Source organism: Pseudosulfitobacter koreensis (genome assembly GCF_024733015.1).
In the GTDB taxonomy this organism is placed as follows: domain Bacteria; phylum Pseudomonadota; class Alphaproteobacteria; order Rhodobacterales; family Rhodobacteraceae; genus Pseudosulfitobacter; species Pseudosulfitobacter koreensis.
Window position 1 is genome coordinate 40,399 of record NZ_JANKJG010000004.1, and the last position, 16,469, is coordinate 56,867.

General features: G+C 64.0%; 17 protein-coding genes and 1 tRNA gene. 8 read left to right on the forward strand and 10 right to left on the reverse strand.

All coding sequences use genetic code 11. The annotated features are described in order from the left end of the window. Positions 1-53: 53 nt before the first annotated feature. Positions 54-2,525, reverse strand: coding sequence for a hypothetical protein (locus tag NTA49_RS07210; RefSeq protein WP_258294010.1), 2,472 nt, complete (start codon positions 2,523-2,525; stop codon positions 54-56). A 184-nt stretch (positions 2,526-2,709) separates the two neighbouring features. On the opposite strand from NTA49_RS07210, the gene NTA49_RS07215 reads away from it, so the two are divergent. Further along, positions 2,710-3,420 carry an SIMPL domain-containing protein gene (locus tag NTA49_RS07215; protein ID WP_258294011.1) on the forward strand — a complete coding sequence of 237 codons (711 nt, stop codon included), beginning with the start codon at positions 2,710-2,712 and terminating at the stop codon, positions 3,418-3,420. Positions 3,421-3,475: 55 nt separating this feature from the next. On the opposite strand, the gene NTA49_RS07220 is transcribed toward NTA49_RS07215, so the two are convergent. The 3 genes from NTA49_RS07220 to NTA49_RS07230 all read right to left on the reverse strand — a co-directional run bounded on the left by NTA49_RS07220 (position 3,476) and on the right by NTA49_RS07230 (position 8,894). Next, entirely contained in the window at positions 3,476-4,768 is a 1,293-nt protein-coding gene (locus NTA49_RS07220; protein WP_258294012.1) for an O-acetylhomoserine aminocarboxypropyltransferase/cysteine synthase family protein, read from the reverse strand. A 105-nt stretch (positions 4,769-4,873) separates the two neighbouring features. Further along, a complete protein-coding gene (locus NTA49_RS07225; RefSeq protein WP_261368205.1) occupies positions 4,874-5,875 on the reverse strand; it encodes a hypothetical protein in 1,002 nt (333 codons plus the stop codon). 103 nt (positions 5,876-5,978) lie between these two features. Then, a complete protein-coding gene (locus tag NTA49_RS07230) occupies positions 5,979-8,894 on the reverse strand; it encodes an ABC transporter transmembrane domain-containing protein (RefSeq protein WP_261368206.1) in 2,916 nt (971 codons plus the stop codon). Positions 8,895-9,184: 290 nt separating this feature from the next. On the opposite strand from NTA49_RS07230, the gene NTA49_RS07235 reads away from it, so the two are divergent. Beyond that, entirely contained in the window at positions 9,185-9,571 is a 387-nt protein-coding gene (locus NTA49_RS07235) for a DUF3307 domain-containing protein (protein WP_258294015.1), read from the forward strand. A 46-nt stretch (positions 9,572-9,617) separates the two neighbouring features. On the opposite strand, the gene NTA49_RS07240 is transcribed toward NTA49_RS07235, so the two are convergent. Further along, positions 9,618-9,701 (reverse strand) — tRNA-Tyr (locus NTA49_RS07240). Positions 9,702-9,851: 150 nt separating this feature from the next. Between NTA49_RS07240 and rlmB the strand changes: the two genes are divergently transcribed. From rlmB to NTA49_RS07255, 3 genes are all read left to right on the forward strand, one after another. Beyond that, complete coding sequence (gene rlmB / locus NTA49_RS07245) at positions 9,852-10,637, forward strand: 23S rRNA (guanosine(2251)-2'-O)-methyltransferase RlmB (protein WP_258294016.1); 786 nt, start codon at positions 9,852-9,854, stop codon at positions 10,635-10,637. Between the two features lie 14 nt (positions 10,638-10,651). Continuing rightward, on the forward strand, positions 10,652-10,948 hold the full coding sequence (locus NTA49_RS07250) for a hypothetical protein (RefSeq protein WP_258294017.1): 297 nt from the start codon (positions 10,652-10,654) through the stop codon (positions 10,946-10,948). A gap of 244 nt (positions 10,949-11,192) precedes the next feature. Further along, on the forward strand, positions 11,193-11,660 hold the full coding sequence (locus NTA49_RS07255; protein ID WP_258294018.1) for a CoA-binding protein: 468 nt from the start codon (positions 11,193-11,195) through the stop codon (positions 11,658-11,660). A 70-nt stretch (positions 11,661-11,730) separates the two neighbouring features. Here the strand turns inward: NTA49_RS07255 and NTA49_RS07260 are convergent, their stop codons facing one another. From NTA49_RS07260 to hisA, 3 genes are all read right to left on the reverse strand, one after another. Next, positions 11,731-12,036: a phosphoribosyl-ATP diphosphatase gene (locus NTA49_RS07260; protein ID WP_258294019.1), complete on the reverse strand. Its 306-nt coding sequence runs from the start codon at positions 12,034-12,036 to the stop codon at positions 11,731-11,733. After that, positions 12,033-12,794 carry an imidazole glycerol phosphate synthase subunit HisF gene (gene hisF, locus NTA49_RS07265; RefSeq protein WP_258294021.1) on the reverse strand — a complete coding sequence of 254 codons (762 nt, stop codon included), beginning with the start codon at positions 12,792-12,794 and terminating at the stop codon, positions 12,033-12,035. The genes NTA49_RS07260 and hisF overlap by 4 nt, the downstream gene beginning before the upstream one ends. Positions 12,795-12,859: 65 nt before the next feature. After that, positions 12,860-13,582 carry a 1-(5-phosphoribosyl)-5-[(5-phosphoribosylamino)methylideneamino]imidazole-4-carboxamide isomerase gene (gene hisA / locus NTA49_RS07270; protein ID WP_258294022.1) on the reverse strand — a complete coding sequence of 241 codons (723 nt, stop codon included), beginning with the start codon at positions 13,580-13,582 and terminating at the stop codon, positions 12,860-12,862. A 133-nt stretch (positions 13,583-13,715) separates the two neighbouring features. Between hisA and NTA49_RS07275 the strand changes: the two genes are divergently transcribed. Further along, a complete protein-coding gene (locus tag NTA49_RS07275) occupies positions 13,716-14,099 on the forward strand; it encodes a DUF2147 domain-containing protein (protein ID WP_258294023.1) in 384 nt (127 codons plus the stop codon). A 289-nt stretch (positions 14,100-14,388) separates the two neighbouring features. Next, entirely contained in the window at positions 14,389-14,814 is a 426-nt protein-coding gene (locus tag NTA49_RS07280) for a DUF2147 domain-containing protein (protein WP_258294024.1), read from the forward strand. A gap of 16 nt (positions 14,815-14,830) precedes the next feature. Here the strand turns inward: NTA49_RS07280 and hisH are convergent, their stop codons facing one another. Further along, on the reverse strand, positions 14,831-15,469 hold the full coding sequence (gene hisH / locus NTA49_RS07285; RefSeq protein WP_258294025.1) for an imidazole glycerol phosphate synthase subunit HisH: 639 nt from the start codon (positions 15,467-15,469) through the stop codon (positions 14,831-14,833). Position 15,470: 1 nt separating this feature from the next. Then, positions 15,471-16,058: an imidazoleglycerol-phosphate dehydratase HisB gene (gene hisB / locus NTA49_RS07290; RefSeq protein WP_258294026.1), complete on the reverse strand. Its 588-nt coding sequence runs from the start codon at positions 16,056-16,058 to the stop codon at positions 15,471-15,473. 136 nt (positions 16,059-16,194) lie between these two features. Here hisB and NTA49_RS07295 point away from each other — a divergent pair, with 136 nt between their 5' ends. Then, positions 16,195-16,434 carry an Lrp/AsnC ligand binding domain-containing protein gene (locus tag NTA49_RS07295; protein WP_231036520.1) on the forward strand — a complete coding sequence of 80 codons (240 nt, stop codon included), beginning with the start codon at positions 16,195-16,197 and terminating at the stop codon, positions 16,432-16,434. Positions 16,435-16,469 lie beyond the last annotated feature (35 nt).

Genomic DNA, 16,469 nt, shown 5'->3' on the forward strand with positions numbered 1-16,469 from the left:
GGTCCTGCGGGGCCGCCTTTTGTCGTTGTGCCGTTCTGCGGAAGTCTGCCCGCTCACCCCTGAGGCATCTTCAGCACGACACTGCGTCCGCCTTTTTGATAGCGCAACTCGCTGTCGCCGATGGCCGAGACCTGACCGCCGTCGATCCGGTCACCGACCTGCACTTTTTGATAACGCCCGTTCGACAGCCGCACCAGCGCGCGGCGCGACGAGGGTTTGCCGTAGACGCCGATCAGGTTGACCTTGCGCAGGTTGATCGCGTTGTCCAGCGTCGCCGCGCGCTGCACGCTGGTCTTCGACGGGACGCCGGGGGCCACCGTGGTCGGTGCCGTGGTGCGGGCCGGTGCCACCGCTGCGGTCTGGGTTTCCGCGGGCTGCGCCTGGCGCGCGCGCGCGACCGTGCGGTCAAAGTCGTTCGGGCGCTTGGTCGGGCGGAACGACAGGGTGGCGGCCTGTGCCGTGGGCACCTCGTCCAGTTCCTCCTCGACCTTGGCCGTGGCGGGGCGCAGTTGCGGGCGCACCTCGGCCAGTTCGTTGCGGGTCAGACCGCCCAGATTGGCGCGCTCGGTGGTTTCCACCAGATCGCCGGGGCGCGCACGCGGGCGGGCGCGGGCCAGCCGGTCAAGTTCGGGGTTCACTGCTGGTTCTTCGGCGAAACGGGTCGGTGTCGGCGGTGGCACGACGGGTGGGCGGCCTGCGTAGAGCGTGACACCATTTGGCGTCTCCGCACCCTCGGGCGTCGGGATCACGCGGCCTGTGCCGTCCATTGCGAAATTCGTGCCCGCCGCTGCAGGCGAAGGCACTGCGACCATCGCCACGTCAGTTTCAAGTGTGGCGGGGGCGGGCAGGGCAACCGCATCACGCGCCGGGCTGACCGGGTCAATCGAGGCGACATAAAGATCTTCCAGCGGACCGACCTGCGCCGCTTCCGGCACCTCGGGGGCCAGCGGCCAGATGCCGGTGACCGCATAGCGCGCCTCGGCGGCCTGACGTTCGCGCTCTGGATCGTCTTCGGCGATCACTTCGGGCACTGGCACAGGTTCGGGTTCTGGCAACGGGTCGCGCATCGCGTCCAGAACGGCGGCGTCCTCATCGCTCAGGCCTGGGTCGATGCTCGCCACCTCCAGGTCCGCGCTGTCTTCGATCTCTTCGGGCTCGGGCAGGATTTCAAGCGGTGCTTCGACCACCACAGGGTCTGCCGTGCGGCCAAAGAACCGCGCGAGCCCTTCGTCGAGGAAGACCGAAGCCCATGCGGCCACACCGGCCAGAAACACCAGCAATGCCGTGGTCAGGATCAGCCCCAGATAGCGCGGCTTGCCGCCGACCTTCACCGGCTCCTTGCTGCGCGCGCCAAAGACCGTCATCCGCTGCGCTTCCTCGGCGTCGGTGGTGGCTGTTGCACCGGGCGCGACTGTGGCAGGGGCGGGCGATGCGGCGGGATTGCTGCGTTTGGGCTTGCGGCGGCGGCTCATGAAGCCCGCGACGCTGGCCTTGGCGATGTCCATCGGGTTTTCGTCACCCTCGGGGGCCGGTGTTCCGTGCGCGCTGCCGGTTTCGGACTGCGCGGCAGTCAGCGACACGATCCGGGGCGCGCTGGACGGCTCGGGGTTGGTCACGACCGCCGGTGCGGTGCGCGCTGCGGGCGGGTCGGCGCGGTTGGCTCCGCCAAGGGGCGGTGGCGTGGCCGACGCCGTGCGGCGGGTGGAGAAACCGAACGGGGCGGGGGACGTCTCTGCGACGTCCTCGTCCTGGTCCTCGCCTTCCTCGGTCTCGTCTTCCTTGGTCTCGTCGTCCGCTGTCTCGCCGTCCGCGAGGTCTTCGTCTGCGGGGTCTTCGGACGCAGCCTCTAGCGTCTCTTCGGCGTCAGCTTCGTCAGCACCTGCCGTTTCGCTCTGTTCAGTCACCACAACACCCGGCGCCTCGACGTCCACGACCGGCGTTTCATCCGCCACCGCAACCGGCCCCGTGGGCGTCTTGATGTCGCCGATCACCACCACCGCGATGCCGTCGGGTGTCACGCTGTCGCCCGGCTCCAGCAGGTCTGCGGCGTGGCGTGTCACGCCCAAAAACGGCTCGCCCAGAAATCCGGCCTCTCCGGGGACCGATACGAAACAGACGGGGTGAAACCGGTGCAGCATCGCGAAGGCTTCGGCCTCGTCCAGAGTTTCGCGCGCCACGGCGGCGACATGGGTCTGCGCGCCGTCGGCGCAGATGTCCACGCTCAGATCATCGACCGCATAGGGCGTCGCCCCTTCGAGTGCGGCAAAGGCTGCGGCCCAGCGGCCATCCTCGTCCACATTGCCGCTGTCCACTGTCAGATAGCGGATCTGTTCATCCGGAATGATCAGCTTGCTGCGCACGCCGCGTGGCTCAAGATCCGATGCGGTCTTGCGCAGGGCTGCCAGTTCTTCGGCCATGTCGTCCGCGGCCAGCGAGACTTCGCCGACCACGCGCCATCCGCCCGCCGCGCGGTGCAGCAGGCGAATGCCGTCAAAAGACAGGCTAAGCGCGAAATTCGGCTTCATATCATGCCCTTATCATTCAAACCGGAACGAGACACGCTGCCGGACGTTTGATACAGAATAGAGCAGCCTGCCGCGCATGAAAAGGGAAACACCGAATGCCTCTGGTCAATGCGCGGAGGACCACACATCTAGAAGATGTGTACGCAAGAGACACGAAATGACTTAACGAAAGAGGATTCGAGACATGCGCAACATGATGATGGCGAGCGCGCTGGCACTGGCGGCGATGACAGGTGGCGCATTGGCGCAGCAGGCGACCATTGCGCCCCCGCAGATCGAGGTGACCGGGCAGGGCGAAGTGGCCGTGGCCCCCGATATGGCCGTGATCAGCCTGGGCGTGATGCACCGCGCCCCGCAGGCGCGGGATGCGGTTCAGGCTGTGAACGAAAAGATGGATGCGATCCTCCAGCGTCTGACCGAACAGGGTGTCGATGCCGCCGACGTGCAGACCAGCCAGCTGACGGTGGATGCCGACCGCAACCAGCCGATGCGCCCGGTCGAGAGTGGCGAGGCGGAAGAGAAACCGCTGCAATTCATTGCCAACAACCAGGTGACCGTGCGGGTGCGCGATCTGACCGAACTGGGCACGATCCTCGATCTGGTGTTGCAGGACGGTGCCAACCAGATGTCGGGCCTGCGCTTTGATGTGCAATCGCCCGCCCCGCTGGAAGCGCAGGCGCGCGAACGTGCGGTTCAGAACGCGGTCGAGCAGGCGCAGCAGCTCGCTGCCGCTGCAGGCGTGGAACTGGGCCAGGTGCGCCGCATCACCGCCTATAACAACGGCGGGCGTCCCAAGATGATGGAGATGGCGCGCAGCAGCGACGGCGTGCCGGTCGCCTCGGGCGAAGTGTCGATCGACGCGCAGGTCTCGATGGTCTTCGACATCGCGCAATAAGCCGATCACCAGGACAAGAAAGCGGGCGGGGACCAGTTCCCCGCCCGTTTTGCGTTCAGGCTGTCGCCTTGGCCAGCGCCTGATCCAGATCGGCGATCAGGTCATCGGCGTTTTCGGTGCCGATGGACACGCGCACGACCTCGGGGGCCGCACCCGCTGCGACTTGTTGCTCTTCGGTCAGTTGGCGGTGCGTGGTCGATGCCGAGTGGATGATCAGCGACCGCGTATCGCCCAGGTTGGCCACGTGGCTGAAGATTTCCAGCGCATTCACCAGCTTGATGCAGGCGTCATAGCCGCCCTTCACCGCAAAGGTGAACAATCCGCCGGCCCCGCGTGGGCAGATCTTTTCGACACGGGCGTTATACGGCGACGATTTCAGCCCCGCATAGGTGACGTAATCGACACGCGGATCGTTCTCCAGCCATTCGGCGATCTTCATCGCGTTCTCGACGTGGCGGTCCATGCGCAGCGACAGGGTTTCGGTGCCCATCAGCGTGTAATGCGCCGCCTGCGGGTTCATCGTCATGCCCAGATCGCGCAGACCGATGGCGATGCCGTGAAAGGTGAACGCCAGTGCGCCGAATGTCTCGTGAAACTTCAGCCCGTGATAGGCAGGCTCGGGCGCGCTCAGCGACGGGAACTTGTCGGATGCGGACCAGTCGAACTTGCCGCTGTCCACGATGCAGCCGCCGGTGACGGTGCCGTTGCCGGTCAGGTATTTGGTGGTCGAATGCACCACCAGTGTCGCGCCATGCTCAATGGGTCGGCACAGGTACGGCGTGGCCGAGGTGTTGTCGACGATCAGCGGCACGCCCGCCTCATTCGCGATGGCGCTGATCGCGTCCAGATCGGTGATATAGCCGCCGGGGTTGGCGATCGCCTCGCAGAAGACCGCGCGCGTCTGGTCGTCACAGGCTGCCTTGACCGCGTCCAGATCGTCGAAATCGACGAATTTGGCGTTCCAGCCAAAGCGTTTGATCGTGTGGGTGAACTGGGTGACCGTACCGCCATAAAGTCGCGTGGACACGACCACGTTGTTGCCCGGCATCATCAGCGGAAACAGCGCCATGATCTGCGCCGCGTGACCGGATGAGCAGCACACCGCCCCGACGCCGCCCTCAAGCGTCGCGATGCGTTCTTGCAGAACGGCGACGGTGGGGTTGGTCAGACGCGAATAGATGAATCCGACCTCTTGAAGGTTGAACAGCGCCGCCGCGTGATCGGCATCGCGGAACACATAGGCGGTCGTCTGGTAGATCGGCGTCTGCCGCGCGCCCGTGGCGGGGTCAGGGCGTGCACCCGCGTGAATTTGCAACGTGTCAAAGCCGTAGGATGTTTCGTCTGTCATGGCTGTCTCCTCCGAGGTTTCTGCGCACATCGGTAAGGGATCGGGCGGGGCCGGGCAAGCGTGCGCGCGCATCCGCGCACATCTGAGCGATGGGAAAATCCCGGCTCAGCGCATCCAGAAGCCTTCGGATTTGATCCGGTTGCGGATCGCCTGTTCGCGGCGGGGCAGGTTGTCCTGGTCAAAGAGCGCCCGCACCTTTTCGCCGCGCCCCTGATAGACCATGCGCTTGATCGGATCGTAGCCCTTGAGCACCTTTTTCAGCTTGTTGGGGGTTGCGATCTCTTCCAGCGTTTCGATCACGCGGTCCGCCTCGCGCGCATAAAGCAGCGGAAGCATCCGGTAGTGGCAGCTGACCGTGCCGTCCAGCAAACCCACAGGCAGCACGTCGCGTCCGCCGCCAAGGCTGTGGATCACCAGCGGCAGGGCGATCTGGTCCAGCCAGGGGGTCATTTCCTGGCAGCACAGTTCCACCGGGGTGTCGTCGCGGATCGCCAGAGCGTATTCGCGGAACCGGTCGCCAAAGACACGCGGGCATTTGTAGAAGAAGTAACCGGCGTTGAAATAGAGGTAGCGGGCCCAGTATTCATCCGGCTCGGACAGATCCATGCTCGATGCGAAATCCAGACCGAACTTGTCATAGAGCGATTTCCAGATGCCCGCATAGCCGGGACCGTAAAGCTCTGGTTTGGGCCACGTGCCGGTGCGCCGAAGCGACGCCGAGGGGCGCTCGAAATCAAAGGGCACAGATGCCAGATCGCCGGTGATCAGCGTATCGGTGTCGAAGAACACGAAAGGCTCGCCCTCGGGCAGGGCGGTCAGCATCTCGATCTTGTTGCCATAGGGATAATCCGCGCCAAAATGCGCGCTGTGAAACGGCACGATTTCTGCGCCCAGCTCTTCCAGCGCGCTGCGCACGTCCGGCTTAAGGCGTGGATCGCTGGGCCAAAGCGGACCCGGCTGCGGCTCTGCCACCAGCAACCGGCCTTTGAAATCGGGCGAATGGTGCCGCAGCGAGGCCGCGAACAGCACCGCCTCATAGCCCAGACGCCCCGACTGGCCGACGACCACGACATTGTAAGCCGGTGTTCTAGCGGGTTTGCCTGCCATACGCGTCACTGCCCCGATCCCTGAGATATTCTTTTGCCGCAACTATAGAACGGTTGGGCCAACGGCAAAAGCCGCGATTTTAATGAATGCTGCATGTGCAGCGTCAGGTGTTGACGTAGCCTGCAACCACCTGCAACAGCTTGAACGCGGTGGTCGCGTCGTTCTCGACCACAGCCAGAAATTCCTCGACCCCGATGCGCAGGCAGACCAGATCGGTCCTGGCCTGCATGTCCAGCGCGCGTGGCTCGTTGCGGATCAGGCCCAGCTCGCCCACCAGCGCGCCGGCACCCACGGTGGTGATCAACTGCGGTGCCTTGTCGACACGGGGCAGCCACAGATCCGCCTGACCCTCAAGGATCATATAGGCGCCGTCAGCAGGCGGATCGTTCTTGTGAAAGACGTATTCGCCCGCCGGGCAGCGATACCAGCGCGCGCCAAACGCAAGTAGCCGCAACTGTTTGCGCGACACGCCCGAAAACAGGTCGGTCGAGCCCAGCGCCTGCACCTTACGCGCCAGATCGGCACTGGTGGCACTGTCTTCCTTGGCCGCTTGGCGGTCCGCACCGCCGACGATGCGCCCGTCCAGCAGTTCCAGCTGCATGTCAAACGCGTCGGGGTTCTCGAAGCCTGAGGCGATGAAGATCAACGTGGTGTCGGGCAGCAGGTCGCGCAGGTTGGCGAACATCGCCTCCTGCGCGGCGGCATCGAAACTGGCCAGCGCCCCTTCGAGGATCAGCACATCGGGGCGTTTGATCGCGGCACGGCTGACCGCGGCAGGTTCGGCATAGAACGCGGGCAGGTTGGCACCGCCAAGCGCAATCGGCACATCCAGGATCAGGCGCATGACCTCGCGGCCCATCCCGCTTTGCTGCATCACCTGCGCCACCTTGGCACGCACCTCATCGCCCTTCGACCCGGACCCATCGGGGATTTTCCCGAACAGGGCATTTTCCAGCACGGTCAGACCGGCCACGATCTTGCCCGCGCGAATGGGGGCAAAGGCCGCCCCCATGCTGGCCTGCAGCGCCTCGGCATGCAGCCCGCGCATCTCCAGCACACGCGCCTTGATCTCGTCGGGAAAGCCCGCGCCGATCTGGTCGGACGTGATCTGGAACGGCACCGTCAGCAACAATGCGGTGTCTTCGGGTGTCAATGTCGTGCCCTCGCGCTGACGCGACAGGATCGCGACGGCAGCCTCATAGGTTTCGGCCTCAAGCGTCAGCTTGCGAAACAGCGGGTGGTCGGTGCCGTCGATGCCAAAGATCTGGCGCAACAGGTCGATCACGTCGCGGGTCAGCGCTAGCAGATCGCGGTCCAGCCCCAGCTGCGTCAGCAACGCCAGAAATTCTTTCTGTCCAGCGATAAACTCCGGCGTCACCGGCTGACGTGCGGTTGCGAACAGCAAGTTTTCGGCCACCGGCAGGGCGGAATTATAGCGGTCCGCGTGAAAGATATCGGCGTGGCGGATCAGACCGGCCTCTTCAAGCGCCGCGGCCACGTCGGCGCGCAGATCGACCAGCCGCTGCGCCAGTTCGGGTTGGCCGGTTGCGTCGATGCGTTGTTCGGTGGCGCGCCTGAACAGCGCGTCGCTGCTGCCCATGCCGTCGACCAGCGCCAGCCACCAGTCCAGCAGCGCATCGTCGTCCTGGGTGCCCGCGCGCGCCAGATCCATCCATGGCGCGTCCAGCATATCGGCACTGTTGCCCGCGCGCAGTGCTTCGGCGGCGAACTCCGCATCGCTTCCATCGCCGTGCGGCTGGTGCTTCAGCGCCATCATGATGTTGTCGCCAAAGGTGCCCTGAAACATCACCGGACGCGACGTGGCATGACCGATGCGCGCGGCGATCACGCCCTGATGCAGATCGTTCAGCGCATGGTCGCCAAAACGAACACGCCCGCTGGTCGGCATCGTCTCGCGGGTCAGCACCTGCGCCAGCGCGCGGCGGTCCTCGTCGCTGGGGGCGATGAAGGCGATGGTGCGCCCGGCGGGCAGAGTGGCGGTGACGTCCTCCAGCACAGCATTGCCGTCGGCATCGCGCACCGTCACCCCGTCCAGCACCACATCGCCGTTCAGATGCGGCAGCGCGCCGGGCTGGCCATAGAACTTATCCTCGTCGATCATGCCTGTGGGCGCGAACCGCTCTGCGATGGTTTCCCAGCGCAGCTGCATGTCCTGCGACTGGTTGTAATAGAGCAGCAGCTCCTTCCACGGGCTCGACAGATCCTTGTAGGCGGCAAGGGCTGCGACCAGCGCGCCCAGACTGACCTGACCCTGAATGACCAGATAGCCGCCGATCAGGAAAAAGAAGAACGGCGTCAGCTGGGTGATGAAGTTGTTGAGAAACTTCATGAAGAATTTCTTTTGGTAGATGTCGAAGCGGATCTCGTAGAGCCGCCCCAGCCGGTCGGTGATCATCGCCATCCGAAACCGCCAGCCGCCGTTGACGCGCAAGGTGGCAGCGCCCGAAGCACTCTCGCCGATCTCGGCGGCCAGCGCGCGCACCTGCACCACACGTTTCTTGTTCAGCAGGTTGATCTGCCTTTGCAGCTTGGGGATCAGCCAGGCCTGCAGCGGTATCAGCGCGCAGGCCGCAAGGCCAAAGGTGACGGACTGGGCGAACAGAAACCCCAGGATCGTCAGCATCTGCCCCGCCTGCAACACCGGCTGCGCCAGCGCGTCGCCCATCAGCCCGCCCATCGGCTCGCTTTCGGATGTGACCATGCTGACCAGTTCGCCCTGCGACGTCCGCTCGAAGTAAGGCTGCGGAAACCGCAGGATGCGGGCGATCAACCCATAGCGGTAGCGCCGCAGCAACCGCTCGGCCAGAACGCCCTTCATCGTGTTGATGCGCATTTTCAGCAGCCCGTGCAGGATCACGGCCACCAGGAACATCGCACATAAAATCAGCAGGAAATGGATCTGCGAAAACGTCGCACCGTAAAATTCGACCCTGTCCGAAGGGGCGGCAATCGCGTCGTTGATGATCCGCTTGGGCAGTTCCAGCGTGAGGTACAGCATCGGGAACAGGGTCAGCGTGACCAGCAACAGGATGAATTGATCGCGTTTGGAATGCTTGAAAATAAAGCTGAAGATGCTGCGTTCTATCGTGCTGTCCAAACATGGTCATGGGGCAGGGGCACCAGCGTGTTGCCTGCGCGATCAATCGCGGTAACCTAGCAAGCCACGCGCGCGTCGGGCAATGGGTATTCCGTAGCGGGGGCCAAGCCTGTGACCCTCTTGCGCGGGAATGATGGACGAAGTGGAAACAACGCTCTAGGCTCTTGGCAACCTCAGGAGAAGACGGCCCTTTGACCGCCACCACAACATCCTTGCTGATCCTGCTTTTTCTGCTTCAGATCAAGCACATGTTTGCCGATTTCTTCTGGCAGACGCCCCGGATGCTGGCCGATCGCGGCCGCTATCTGCACATGGGGCGCGCGCAGCACGCAGGCCTTCATGCCCTGAGCTCGGCGCTGGCGCTGCTGGTCGTCGGGGTATCGGTGCCGGTGCTGGTGGCAATCGTGCTGGCCGAGTGGGTCGCGCACTATCACATCGACTGGGCCAAGGGGCACTGGTCCGACCGCTCCGGCCACACCCCCGCAGAGGGCGCGTACTGGCGCGCGGTCGGCGTTGATCAGGCGCTGCACCAGCTGACCTATCTTGCGATGGTCTGGGCCTGGGTCGCCTACGCCTGACCGCCGCGCGTGGCGGGCGGTTTGTCGCGTCACATGAGAAGGAAAGTGGTGGGCGACCCTGGAATCGAACCAGGCGTGCGTCTCCGCGAGGGAGTTACAGTCCCCTGCCACACCTTGCGGCCTGTCGCCCACTTGGCCCATGCGCATTGCGCTGGGCGTGGGGGCGTGATTACAAGCGGTCCCAAAGGGCGTCAAGGCAGAATTTGGCCTTTTGCTCAGGTTCAGGCCCGGGCGCGGACATTGTCTGTGTCCGAAGGCCATCTGCATATGAGGTTCGGCGATGAATAAAGTGAAAAAACCCAAGTGGGTCGTGGCCAAGGAGCAAGCCAAGAAGGTCGAGGCGGCCACCACCGTCTGGCTGTTCGGCCTGCATGCGGTGCGCGATGCGCTGATGAACCCCAAGCGTGAAAAACTGCGGCTGATCGTGACGCTGAACGCCCACAACAAGCTGGCCGAGGCGATTGCCGAGGCGGGGATCGAGCCCGAAGTGGTCGATCCCCGCAGCTTCAAGGCGCCGCTTGATCCGGGATCTGTGCATCAGGGCGCCGCGATGGAGGTCAAGCCGCTGGAATGGGGCAGGCTGGCCGACGTCGCCATCGGGGCCGAGGTGCCGCGGCTGATTCTTCTGGACCGCGTGACCGACCCGCACAACGTGGGCGCGATCCTGCGCTCTGCCGAGGTGCTGGGCGCATCCGCCGTGATCGGCACGCGTCATCATTCCGCCCCTGAAACCGGCGCGCTGGCCAAGACCGCCAGCGGCGCGCTGGAGCGCCAGCCCTATCTGCGGGTGCGCAACCTGGCCGATGCGATCACCGAACTGCAGGGCATGGGCTATCTGGTGCTGGGGCTCGATGGCGATGCCGAGCAGACCATCGAAGCCGCCGTTGCGGGGCGCACCCGCGAACCCGTGGCGCTGGTGTTGGGGGCCGAGGGCCCCGGACTGCGCGAAAAGACCAAGGAGACCTGCGACGCGCTGGTACGAATTGACGCAAGCGGCGGCTTTGGCTCGCTCAACGTCTCGAATGCCGCTGCACTGGCCTTATATGCAAGCAGGGCACGCAGTTAGGGCAGGGGTGCTTCATGGGATATCCGACCAAGATCGCGACCTGTTGCTATTGCGGGACGCGGGCCGCGCTGGTCCTGGACCGGTCGCGGCACGAGTTGACCTGTGGGCAATGCGGCGCGCCGCTGCACGATCTCAAGATGCTGCGCACGGATCATCACGCACCCGCAAGCGCCCCTGTAAGGCCGGGTGCGGCTGTCGCCCAGAAGGTTGCGCGTCCGCAAAAGACCCGTAAACCCACGCGCAAAAAGTCGTTCCGGTTCAAGAAGCTGGTCGAGGAGGTGTTCGATCTGGTCGAGGACATCTTCGACTAGACCGCGCGTGCTTGATTTTAGGCTAATACCAGCCAGATTTTCAGCTTTCGTTCACACATTTGCGAGAGGGTCTTCATAACCCGAAAGATGATATTATCTGAAGGTCACAGGCAGCAGGTCTGGAACTCCTGATGCCCAAGCACTGTCCCTCGTTCCATACCTTGCGCCCCGGACCCGATGGTCCTGGGGCGCTTTTTTTATGCCGCGAACGGGTGTAGGACAGGGGAACAAACGGGGAGCGGGCATGCACTATTCTGACGAACTGCTGAAAGATGTACTCAAGCGCACCGAGGTGATCGCCGTGGTGGGCGTGTCGACCAACCCGGTGCGGCCCAGCCATTATGTCGCGCGTTACCTGTCGCTGCGCGGCTACCGCGTGATCGGGGTGAACCCCGGTGCCGAGGGTCAGATGCTGTTCGGGCAGCGCATCGTGGCAAATCTGTCGGATATCGACGCACCGGTGGACATGGTCGACATCTTCCGCAAACCCGAAGCCGTGCCCGCCATCGTCGACGAGGCGCTGGAGGTTTTTACAGACCTGCGCACGGTGTGGATGCAGATCGGGGTCCAGCACGCTGAGGCCGCCGCCAAGGCCGAAGCGCGGGGGATCACGGTGATCCAGAATCGCTGCCCCAAGATCGAATACCAGCGGCTGTTCGGCGAGTTGCGGATGGGTGGGTTCGCCACCGGGATCATCAGCTCGAAGCTGTGATGGGGTGGTTTTGGGGCTCTGCCCCGTCGCTGGCGCGACTCCCCGGGATATTTTTAGCCAAAAGAAAGCGTCAGCGGGCGGCTTTTTCCGCGATGCCTGATTGTGACTGGCGTCGGGCGAGTTCGGCCAGCACGTCGTCGAGCGGCACGTCCCGGGCGGCAAGCATGACCATGAGGTGATAGAGCACGTCTGCGGCCTCGGAGGTGAGGGCCGCCTTGTCATCGCGCACGGCCTCGATGATGGCCTCTATGGCCTCTTCACCAAACTTTTCGGCGCATTTTTCGGGGCCCTTGGCGAAAAGCTGCGCGGTCCAGCTGCTGTCGGGGTCGGCGGATTTGCGGGACAGAATCGTCGCGTAAAGGTCGTTCAGGGTCATGCCAGCCTCATGTTCAGACCTGCGGCGGCCATATGCGCCTTGGCTTCGGCGATGGTGTAGGTGCCAAAGTGGAAGATCGACGCGGCCAGCACCGCCGAAGCATGGCCTTCGCGCACGCCGTCGACCAGGTGATCGAGAGTGCCGACGCCGCCCGAGGCGATGACGGGTACGGAAACGGCATCGGCGATGGCGCGGGTCAGCGGCAGGTTGAAGCCCTGCTTGGTGCCGTCGCGGTCCATCGAGGTCAGCAGGATCTCGCCTGCGCCCTTGGCGGCTGCCGTCATCGCGAATTCCACCGCGTCGATGCCAGTGGGCTTGCGCCCGCCGTGGGTGAAGATTTCCCAGCGGCCCGTTTCAACGGTTTTGGCGTCGATGGCGCAGACGATGCACTGGCTGCCGAACCGGTCGGCGGCGCGGGCCAGCACCTCGGGGTCGGCGACGGCAGCGGAGTTGAAGCTGACCTTGTCCGCGCCCGCCAGCAGCAGATCGCGCACGTCTTCCGAAGTGCGCACGCCGCCGCCCACGGTCAGCGGGATATAGCAGGCCTCGGCGGTGCGGCGGACCACGTCGAACATGGTGCCGCGATTCTCGTGGGTGGCGTGGATGTCGAGAAAGCACAGCTCGTCCGCACCGGCGGCGTCATAGGCGCGCGCGGCATCGACAGGGTCGCCTGCGTCCACCAGATCGACGAAATTCACGCCCTTGACCACGCGGCCATCGGCGACATCAAGGCAGGGGATAATGCGGGTTTTCAGCATGGGTTTGCTATAGGCGGGCGCGGGGCGTGGGGCAAGCCCGCAGAGGCCTGCACAGGGTCCAGAGCCTAGTCGCGGGCCAGAACCTTCAGCGCCTCGGCCAGGTCAATCGCGCCGTCATAAAGCGCACGGCCCGAGATTGCGCCCGAGATCACGCCCGTGGCCTTGAGCGCACGCAGATCGTCCAGCGATGACACGCCACCGCTTGCGATCACCGGGATCGACACGGCGCGCGCCAGATCGGCGGTTGCGTCCACGTTGGGACCGCCCATCGCGCCGTCGCGCATGATGTCGGTATAGATGATCGCGGCCACGCCTGCGTCCTCGAACGACTTGGCAAGGTCGGTCACCATCACGTCGGTTTCCTCGGCCCAGCCCTTGGTCGCCACGCGGCCGTTGCGTGCGTCGATGCCCACGGCGACCTTGCCCGGAAACGCCCGCGCCGCTTCGCGCACCAGATCGGGGTTTTCCACCGCCACGGTGCCCAGGATGACGCGGGCCAGGCCCTTGTCCAGCCAGCTTTCGATGGTGGCCATGTCGCGGATGCCGCCGCCCAGCTGGGCAGGGACGGGGCACGCCTTCAGGATCGCCTCGACCGGGGCAGCGTTCACGGGTTGCCCGGCAAAGGCACCGTTCAGATCGACCAGGTGCAGCCAGGTGCAGCCCGCATCGACAAAGGCACGCGCCTGCGCTGCCGGATCGTCGTTGAACACCGTCGATTGCGCCATGTCGCCGTGCACCAGACGCACGGCCTGGCCGTCTTTGAGATCAATGGCGGGATAGAGGATCATGGGCGCGCACCTTTCGCTTTTCGCAACGCTTTGGCACGGGTCCGCCGGATTTGCAACGCGACCCTACGACAGCCTTGCCAGATGGCTGTGCGCCGTATCAGAATGATCGCCGGGAAACAGGGAGGAGACCTTGATGAAACGCTTTTTGATCGCTGCTGCGATGGGTGTGGCCATGGCAGGCTCGGCGCTGGCCGATCCGGTGTTGGGCACCTGGCAGACGCAGGTGGACGATGGCGCCTATGCCTACGTCAAGTTCGCGCCGTGCGGTGCGGCGCTGTGTGGCACGATATCCAACACGTTCAACAGCACCGGCGAATACAAGTCCGAGAACATCGGCAGGCAGCTGGTCTGGGACATGGAGGCCAACGGCGGCGGCAAATACAGTGGAGGCACCATCTGGCAGCCATCCTCTGGCAAGGAATACCGCTCGAAAATGGAGCTTTCGGGCAATACGCTGAATGTCTCGGGCTGTGTCGGCCCGATCTGCAAGAAACAGACGTGGAGCCGCGTGAACTGATCGCATTGGTCTCGTGTCGCTTTGACAGAGCCGGTCACTCCAAAGGTGGCCGGTTTTTTTTTACACCTCAAGACACTTTTTTGAAACTGGCCGGACACCGCGTAGGGATCCATTTGGAATGTGCGTGCGACAGCCCTACATCAAGTGTTGACACCGCGTAGGGATCCATTTGGAATGTGCGTGCGACAGCCCTACATCAAGTGTTAATGTTTAAGTGCATGGTTCGCAGGCCTGTGTGGCTCGAATCGGCTGCGCGCGCCAATTCGACTTTTTCCGAAGGAGTTTTCAGATGCCCGCGATCACAGACAGCCGTAACCTCACGCGTCAGCGTATCGGCCTGACCATGCTGGGTGCGGCGTTGAGCATGACGCTGTGGACCTCTATCGCACAGGCGTCGCCGGTCGGCACCTGGAAGACCGAAGCCGACAAGAAGGGCCAGACGGCACTGGTCGAGGCCAAGCCCTGCGGCGCAGGTCTCTGCGGCACCATGGTCGAGGTGTTCGACGCCAGCGGCAACCAGATCAACCACCCCAACGTGGGCAAACGACTGTTCTGGGACATGGTGCCGAGCGGCGACGCTTACGAGGGCCGCGCCTATGTGCCCGCACTCAACCTTGAGGTGAACGGGACCCTCAAGATCAATGGCGACACGATGAAGGTCGGGGGCTGCGCCGGGCCCGTCTGTCAAAGCCAGACCTGGCGCCGCGTCGATTGAGACGCAAACCTGGCGCCTAAGGCTTCCAGTTCAGGAAATTCGCGATCATCTGCAGACCGGCACGCTGACTCTTCTCGGGGTGGAACTGCATCCCCAGCATGGTGCCTGTGCCGATCACCGCCGTGACATCGCCACCATAGTCCACATGCGCAAGGCGCTGTGCGGGGTCCGCGACCTCGAAATGATAGGAGTGTACGAAATAGGCGTGATCGCCCGTTTCGATACCGTCAAAGACCGGGTGCGGCGCGTCCAGGATCAGATCGTTCCAACCCATGTGCGGCACCTTCAGCGACGCGTCATCCGGCACGATGGGAACGACTTCGCCCCCAACCCAGTCCAGCCCCGGCGTTTCGCGGTATTCACGCCCCAAGGTGGCCATCAGTTGCATGCCGACACAGATGCCCAGGAAAGGCCGCGCCTTGACCTCGACCGCCTCGCGCAGGGCCGCCAGCAGGCCCGAATGGCCGCTCAGCGCCTCCCAGCAGGCAGGAAAGGCGCCATCGCCGGGCAGCACGATGCGGTCCGCCTTGGCCACCACGTCGGCGTCCGAAGTGACACAGACCGTGCCGCCGTCACTTTCCGCCGCCATCCGCTCGAACGCCTTGTGGGCCGAGTGCAGGTTGCCGCTGTCATAATCGATAATTGTTGTCAGCACGTTACAGCGCACCCTTGGTCGACGGGATCGCATCGGCCTTGCGCGGATCGGTCTCGACCGCCTGGCGCAGGGCACGCGCAACCGATTTGAACGTCGCCTCGACGATGTGGTGGCTGTTGATCCCGTGCAGCATGTCGACGTGCAGGGTGATGCCGCCCTGCGTGGCGAACGCAGTGAAGAATTCGCGCACCAATTCCGTGTCGAAACTGCCGATCTGCGACGCGGGCACCGCGACGTTCCACACCAGATAGGGCCGCGCCGACAGATCCAGCGCCGTGCGCACCAGCGCGTCGTCCATCGGCAACAGGCAACTGCCATAGCGCACGATGCCGCGTTTGTCGCCAAGCGCCTGTGCCAGCGCCTGACCCAGTGCGATGCCGGTGTCCTCAACGGTGTGGTGGTCGTCGATGTGCAGGTCGCCCTTGGCCTTGATCGTCATGTCGATCAGCGAATGGCGCGCCAGCTGGTCCAGCATGTGGTCGAAGAACCCGATGCCGGTGTCGTTTTCATAGGTGCCGGTGCCATCGAGATTGATGGTGACCGAAATGTCGGTTTCCGCCGTCTGGCGGGTGATGGTAGCGCTGCGCATCGGGGTGCCTCACATGACTGCGCCGCCCTTATAGGCGCACGATCCGCGCAGGCCAAGAGCGCGGCAGGCAGGGATTGCGCAGCCCGGTGCATTTGTGCCAGCAATACCACCAGATCAACCGCCCCCGGAGGCCCCCATGTCCACATGCGTTTTCATCCAGATCCAGTGCAAACCGGGAACGACCTACAAGGTGGCCAAGGAAATCGCGCTGCGCGAAATCCACTCGGAGCTTTATTCGACAAGCGGTCATTACGAGCTGATGATGAAGGCCTACATCCCCGAGGGCGAAGACGTGGGCAAGTACATCAACGATCACCTGCTGGACATCGACGGCATCGAGCGCTCGCTGACGACGATGACGTTCAAGGCGTTCTAGAAATTCCCAAGGTAGGTCGGCGCTTTTGCTTCGCG

What these genes read in the sequence shown, in the direction of transcription:
- NTA49_RS07210 (WP_258294010.1), bottom strand. Translation starts at nt 2,525, where the DNA reads ATGAAGCCGAATTTCGCGCTTAGCCTGTCTTTTGACGGCATTCGCCTG.
- NTA49_RS07215 (WP_258294011.1), top strand. Translation starts at nt 2,710, where the DNA reads ATGCGCAACATGATGATGGCGAGCGCGCTGGCACTGGCGGCGATGACA.
- NTA49_RS07220 (WP_258294012.1), bottom strand. Translation starts at nt 4,768, where the DNA reads ATGACAGACGAAACATCCTACGGCTTTGACACGTTGCAAATTCACGCG.
- NTA49_RS07225 (WP_261368205.1), bottom strand. Translation starts at nt 5,875, where the DNA reads ATGGCAGGCAAACCCGCTAGAACACCGGCTTACAATGTCGTGGTCGTC.
- NTA49_RS07230 (WP_261368206.1), bottom strand. Translation starts at nt 8,894, where the DNA reads ATGCTGTACCTCACGCTGGAACTGCCCAAGCGGATCATCAACGACGCG.
- rlmB (WP_258294016.1), top strand. Translation starts at nt 9,852, where the DNA reads ATGAATAAAGTGAAAAAACCCAAGTGGGTCGTGGCCAAGGAGCAAGCC.
- NTA49_RS07250 (WP_258294017.1), top strand. Translation starts at nt 10,652, where the DNA reads ATGGGATATCCGACCAAGATCGCGACCTGTTGCTATTGCGGGACGCGG.
- NTA49_RS07255 (WP_258294018.1), top strand. Translation starts at nt 11,193, where the DNA reads ATGCACTATTCTGACGAACTGCTGAAAGATGTACTCAAGCGCACCGAG.
- NTA49_RS07260 (WP_258294019.1), bottom strand. Translation starts at nt 12,036, where the DNA reads ATGACCCTGAACGACCTTTACGCGACGATTCTGTCCCGCAAATCCGCC.
- hisF (WP_258294021.1), bottom strand. Translation starts at nt 12,794, where the DNA reads ATGCTGAAAACCCGCATTATCCCCTGCCTTGATGTCGCCGATGGCCGC.
- hisA (WP_258294022.1), bottom strand. Translation starts at nt 13,582, where the DNA reads ATGATCCTCTATCCCGCCATTGATCTCAAAGACGGCCAGGCCGTGCGT.
- NTA49_RS07275 (WP_258294023.1), top strand. Translation starts at nt 13,716, where the DNA reads ATGAAACGCTTTTTGATCGCTGCTGCGATGGGTGTGGCCATGGCAGGC.
- NTA49_RS07280 (WP_258294024.1), top strand. Translation starts at nt 14,389, where the DNA reads ATGCCCGCGATCACAGACAGCCGTAACCTCACGCGTCAGCGTATCGGC.
- hisB (WP_258294026.1), bottom strand. Translation starts at nt 16,058, where the DNA reads ATGCGCAGCGCTACCATCACCCGCCAGACGGCGGAAACCGACATTTCG.
- NTA49_RS07295 (WP_231036520.1), top strand. Translation starts at nt 16,195, where the DNA reads ATGTCCACATGCGTTTTCATCCAGATCCAGTGCAAACCGGGAACGACC.